At 62.7% G+C, this 5,335-nt stretch carries 5 protein-coding genes; 2 read left to right on the top strand and 3 right to left on the bottom strand.

The annotated features are described in order from the left end of the window. A partial coding sequence (locus tag A2J02_RS28765; RefSeq protein WP_231911469.1) for a hypothetical protein occupies positions 1–275 on the bottom strand: 275 nt, incomplete at its 3' end. Between A2J02_RS28765 and A2J02_RS16135 the strand changes: the two genes are divergently transcribed. After that, on the top strand, positions 177–467 hold the full coding sequence (locus tag A2J02_RS16135) for a chorismate mutase (protein ID WP_231893877.1): 291 nt from the start codon (positions 177–179) through the stop codon (positions 465–467). The two genes, A2J02_RS28765 and A2J02_RS16135, sit on opposite strands and share 99 nt — an antisense overlap. A gap of 10 nt (positions 468–477) precedes the next feature. Then, positions 478–2,550: an aminodeoxychorismate synthase component I gene (pabB, locus tag A2J02_RS16130; RefSeq protein ID WP_068051192.1), complete on the top strand. Its 2,073-nt coding sequence runs from the start codon at positions 478–480 to the stop codon at positions 2,548–2,550. Between the two features lie 55 nt (positions 2,551–2,605). Here the strand turns inward: pabB and A2J02_RS16125 are convergent, their stop codons facing one another. Continuing rightward, positions 2,606–3,202, bottom strand: coding sequence for a hypothetical protein (locus A2J02_RS16125; protein WP_156516246.1), 597 nt, complete (start codon positions 3,200–3,202; stop codon positions 2,606–2,608). A gap of 100 nt (positions 3,203–3,302) precedes the next feature. Beyond that, positions 3,303–5,335 (bottom strand): AMP-binding protein (locus A2J02_RS16120; protein ID WP_156516245.1); only part of this gene is annotated, 2,033 nt, incomplete at its 5' end.

Below are 5,335 nucleotides of genomic sequence, written 5' to 3'. Positions count from 1 at the left end.
CGCCGTAACAGTTGTCGGACAATACCGATAAACAGCGGCATCGCACTCGAAAAATCAGGGGGCAATAACTCGTGAGCCAGGATTCTGATCAGCGCTCGACCGACGCTTTGCGCACGGCGGCCTCCGAAGCGGAATCGGAAGGCCATCGCGCAGTCGGCGAGCAGAAGCTTGCGGAGTTGAGGCGCGAGTTGGACGGAATCGACGAAGTTCTGCGCGCTGCAATTCGAGACCGCATCGATGTGTGTGTACGTGTTGCACACGTAAAACGAGAACACGCCATTCCGATGATGCAACCAGGCCGTGTCGGATTGGTGACAGAGCGAGCGAGAGAATTCGCGTCGGCCAATGGGATGTCCCCCGACTTTCTCGAAGATCTGTACCGAACGATGATTGCAGAGGCATGTCGCGTCGAGGATTCGATCATCGATTCTCCGACGCCCGGGCCGGGCCTCGACAGGAAACGGTAGAAGCACGCCGATGACGATTCATACGCTCCTGGTGGACAATTACGATTCGTTCACCTACAACCTGTACAGCCTTCTCACCGAGGTGAACGGACGGCCGCCGACGGTGGTCAAGAACGACGTCGAGTGGACGTCTTTGGATTTCGAGGCTTTCGACAACGTCGTGATCTCACCCGGTCCAGGGCGGCCCGATGTGGAGCAGGACTTCGGGATCAGTTCTCGCGTGATACTCGAGTCCGGTCTACCGATACTCGGCGTGTGCCTCGGGCATCAGGGTCTGTGCCATCTGTTCGGTGGCAGTGTCGATCTCGCGCCCGCGCCGATGCACGGCAGGATCACCGACATCACTCATTCCGGCGTGGACCTGTTCGCCGGAATCCCCTCGCCCTACTCGGTGGTGCGGTATCACTCGCTCGTGGTGACCCGCACCCCTGCCGACTTCGAGGAAGTCGCATGGACGCCCGACGGACTGGTCATGGCCGTGCGGCACCGGAGCAAGCCCATGTGGGGCGTTCAGTTCCATCCCGAGTCGATCAGTACCGAATACGGCCGCGAACTACTCGCCAACTTCCGCGATCTGACACTGGCTCAATCGGCCGCATCGAGCGCCGCACGGACTCAGGATTCGATCTTCACCATCGAAACACGTTCGCTCGACGAGACTTTCGACTCCGAGCAGGTATTCGACGCTCATTTCGCGGACGGCTCGAAGAGTTTCTGGCTGGACGGTAGCGCGGCTCTCGAACCCGACTGCAGATTCACCGTCATGGGCGACTGCTCGGGTCCTCATGCGGAGTACGTGACCTACTCGGTTGCCGAGACCACGGTGACCGTGCAAGGTGCCGACGGTACGACCGAGCGCATCCACTCGACATTCTTCGACTACATCGACGAGCGATTGCGAGAGCGGTCCACTCCCCCTCGACACGACCTACCGTTTGCTTTCGGACTCGGCTACGTGGGGTATCTGGGATACGAGCTCAAGGCCGATACCGGTGGCCAACTGGTTCACACGGCCTCGACTCCCGACGCGTCGATGGTCTTCGCAGATCGCGCGCTGGTGTTCGACCATGAAGCCGGCACCCTGTATCTGATGGGGTTGGCCACCACCCCCGGGGATCCTGTGTTGGCGCAGTGGTTCGACTCTGTCACCGAGACCCTGCGTGGCTTGTCTCGAAAGGCAGTCCCGAACGACCACGCGGATGCGCCAGCGTCGGGCACTCCCCTGCTCGGAGCAGATCGATCGCTCGAGCCCCGTCTACGCCACGACCGTGCCCACTACCTCGATCTGATTTCCCAGTGCCTCGCCGAGATTCGCTCCGGTGAGACGTACGAGGTCTGTTTGACCAACACGGCGACCGTAGCCGGTTCCATCGACGCGACCGCCACCTACTCGTACATGCGTGAAATCAACCCCACTCCGTACAGTGCGCTGCTGAAGTTTCCCGAGCTGTCGGTGTTGAGTGCGTCTCCGGAACGCTTCTTGCGCATCGACGCCGACCGCGTAGTCGAGTCCAAGCCGATCAAGGGGACGCGTCCCCGCGGAGCCACGGCGGAAGAAGACAACGCGCTCAAGGCCGATCTCGTCGCGAACGAGAAGGACAAGGCCGAGAATCTGATGATCGTGGATCTGGTGCGCAACGACCTCGCCCAGGTCTGCGTGCCGGGGTCGGTTCACGTACCGAAGCTGTTCGATGTCGAAACCTATGCTCCCGTGCACCAATTGGTCTCGACCGTTCGTGGCCGCCTGCGCGAGGACGCATCCGCGGCGGACTGTATCCGTGCCGCGTTTCCCGGTGGTTCGATGACAGGAGCCCCGAAGATCCGCACGATGGCGATCATCGACAAGCTCGAAGACGGACCGCGCGGGGTGTACTCGGGTGCCATCGGTTACTTCTCGATTACCGGCACCGCAGACTTCTCGATCGTCATTCGCACGATCGTGGCCACCGAGCATGAAGTGACGTACGGAGTGGGTGGTGCAATCGTGGCACTGTCGGATCCCGACGAGGAGTTCGAGGAGACAATGGTCAAAGCCGTGTCGATGCGCCGGGCGTTGACCGGGCGGACAGCGAACAGCGGGTAGAGCGCACGCGCTCCACCCGCTGTTCGGACCTCCGTCGGCTCGGGGCCGTTCTGCCTTACGGAGTGGTGAAGTACTCGAACACGGCAGGCTGAGCCTGCGGGTTTCCGTTGGACGTACCGATGACCGCGCCGGCAACCGTACCGATGACGGTTCCGATGATGCACCCGGAGATGAAGTTCGGGAAGATCGATACACAGCCGATGGCGAAGCCGAGGCCTGCGCCGATCGCCGTGCCGACACCGCCACCGTTGTTCCAGCCGATTGCGAGCTGGTTGACCATGTTGTCGAATGCCTGCTGCTTGGTCTGCGGACCTGCGACCTCGGCGACGGGAACCGTCTGCGGAGTCAACGTCAGTTCGCGACCCTCGGCACCGATCAGCGGTGCGATCGAGTAGACGGTGCCGTTGATGGTGTATTCCAGCGGAACGGTTGCGAGCGTGGCACCGGCCTGGTCGATGACGGACACGTTCTCGCTCGTGGCGTCGACCCGGAACAGCCCGGCATCGAGGATGGTGGTGACCGTGCCGTCCGGGTTGACCGAAGTCTCGTAATTCACCGGGTCCGACGACGGGTCTGCCACAGCATGGCCTGCTCCGGTGGCCACCGCAGCGGTCAACGCCACCGCTACCGTTGCTGTTCTGATCAGTTTCACTTCTGTCCCCTGGTGGTAGTGATTCGTATTCGACGGCATTCGTCTCGAGTGCCGATGGTATTCGTAGATGTGCCCTGCGATGTGAAGAACACATCAATTGTTATTCAGGTGTATTCCCGAGATGAGAATCGACGACCGGCCCGATCACAGTGGCCGCATCTGCATTGGTCATCTCGTTGTGGAAAACGTCGACATCGTGGATGACGATATCTCCTGTCACATACGGCCGCCATTCCTGCGGAGATCGAACAATTCCATCGCTCGCACCCTTCGTTGCGGAGAAGAACAAAACATCTCCGTCGAACACGTCCGGGATGAACTCGGCCATTATTCGAGTCGAGTTCTCGAATCCCGCATTGATACGTCGCAGATGATCGGCGGAAACGCCGGTCGTCTGTCCCAACGACTCGTCGAGTAGTTCGACGCCCCGTTCGTAGGTCAACGGCTCGGTCGAGGGCTGAGCAGTCAGATCGAGCCCCAATCCCGCAAGCAGGTTCTCGACGCTCAACGCTCCCTCGACCGCTTCGCCGTCGTGCCCGTCGACGTAGCTGTCCAACAGTGCGAGGGTGCGAACATCGCTGCCGGTGCTGCGCAGTTCCACCGCTATCGCATGAGCGAGCGAGCCGCCGAGCGACCACCCGAGCAGGTGGTACGGACCCACCGGCTGAACAGCGCGAATCTCGTCGGCGTAGCGGTGCGCGAGATCGCGAATGGACCCGAACGTCGACCCTTCGACGATGCTCGGCAGCTGTAGGCCGTACACGGGACGGTCGTCGCTCAGATGCGAGACGAGACCGGCGTAGCCCCACGACAACCCGATTCCCGGGTGAACGCAGAACAACGGTGCCTTGGACCCGCTGCCGCGCAGCGGAATCACGACCCCGAACACCGAATCGAGATCCGCGCCCCCGGCGTCGGCATCCGCGGCGACCCGCGCTGCCAACCCCGACGGTGTCGGATCGACGAACAGCGCTTGCAGCGGCACCCGCACTCCGATGGCGTTCTCGATGGCAGGCACGATCTTCGTGGCCACCAGCGACGTCCCGCCCAGCTCGAAGAAGTTGTCGTCCATGCCGACCCGATCGACTCCGAGAACCTGCGCGAACGCATCGGCGATCGCAGCTTCCACGGCGGTGGCCGGTGCCCGGTACGGAGTGGTCGACGTCGTCAGCTCCGGAACCGGCAGGGCCCGCCGATCGAGCTTGCCCACAGGCGTCAGCGGAATGTCGTCCAGCTCGATGATCGCCGACGGAACCATATGACGCGGAAGCACTTTGGCGACTCGGTCTCGAAGTGCTTCGGTGTCGACCGATTCGCCGTCGGCCGCGAGAACGTAGGACACGAGGACGGTGTCACCCGACGCCGCCGTGTGCCCGATCGTGGCGGCGAATCCGACCTGCTCGTTCTCGGTGAGTGCGGAGTCGATCTCGCCGAGTTCGATGCGGAAACCGCGCACCTTGACCTGGAAGTCACTGCGTCCGACGAACTCGACGGCTCCGGCACTTCCCCAGCGCACGATGTCACCGGTTCGATACATCCGGTCGCCAGGAGTACCGAACGGATCGGCGACGAAGCGCTCGGATGTCAGCCCGAAACGCCCGAGGTATCCACGGGCGGTACCGGGACCGGCGATGTAGAGCTCGCCCGACACTCCGGCCGGAACCGGCCGCAGTCGTGCGTCGAGCACCTGGAACCGGAATCCGGTTCCAGGCCTGCCGACGTCCACCGTGCCACCGGGCACCAGCGGACCACCGACACTCGCCTGGATGGTGGTCTCGGTCGGACCGTAGCCGTTGAACATCTGGCGGCCCGGTGCCCATTTCGCCACCAACTCCGGAGTACAGGCCTCACCTCCGACGGCGAGGACCCGAACGTTGCCCAGACGTGTCTCGTCGATCGACGACAGCGCCGCGGGCGTCAGGAACGCGTGCGTGACGTGTTCGGATTCGAGCAGGTCGGCCAAGTCGCCGCCGCCGAAGACTCCCGGCGGCACGATCACGACGGTGGCACCGACGCCGAACGCCATCGTCAGCTCGTAGATCGATGCGTCGAAACTCGGTGACGCGATGTGCGAAACACGCGAATCCCGAGTGGGGCGGAATCGCTCGAGCACCTCGGCCTGGAGGTTGGCCA

It is taken from the genome of Rhodococcus sp. EPR-147 (assembly GCF_001647185.1).
Classification (GTDB): domain Bacteria; phylum Actinomycetota; class Actinomycetes; order Mycobacteriales; family Mycobacteriaceae; genus Rhodococcoides.
The sequence above is the reverse complement of the archived record's forward strand: the minus strand, read 5'-3'. Positions and strand labels throughout refer to the sequence as shown.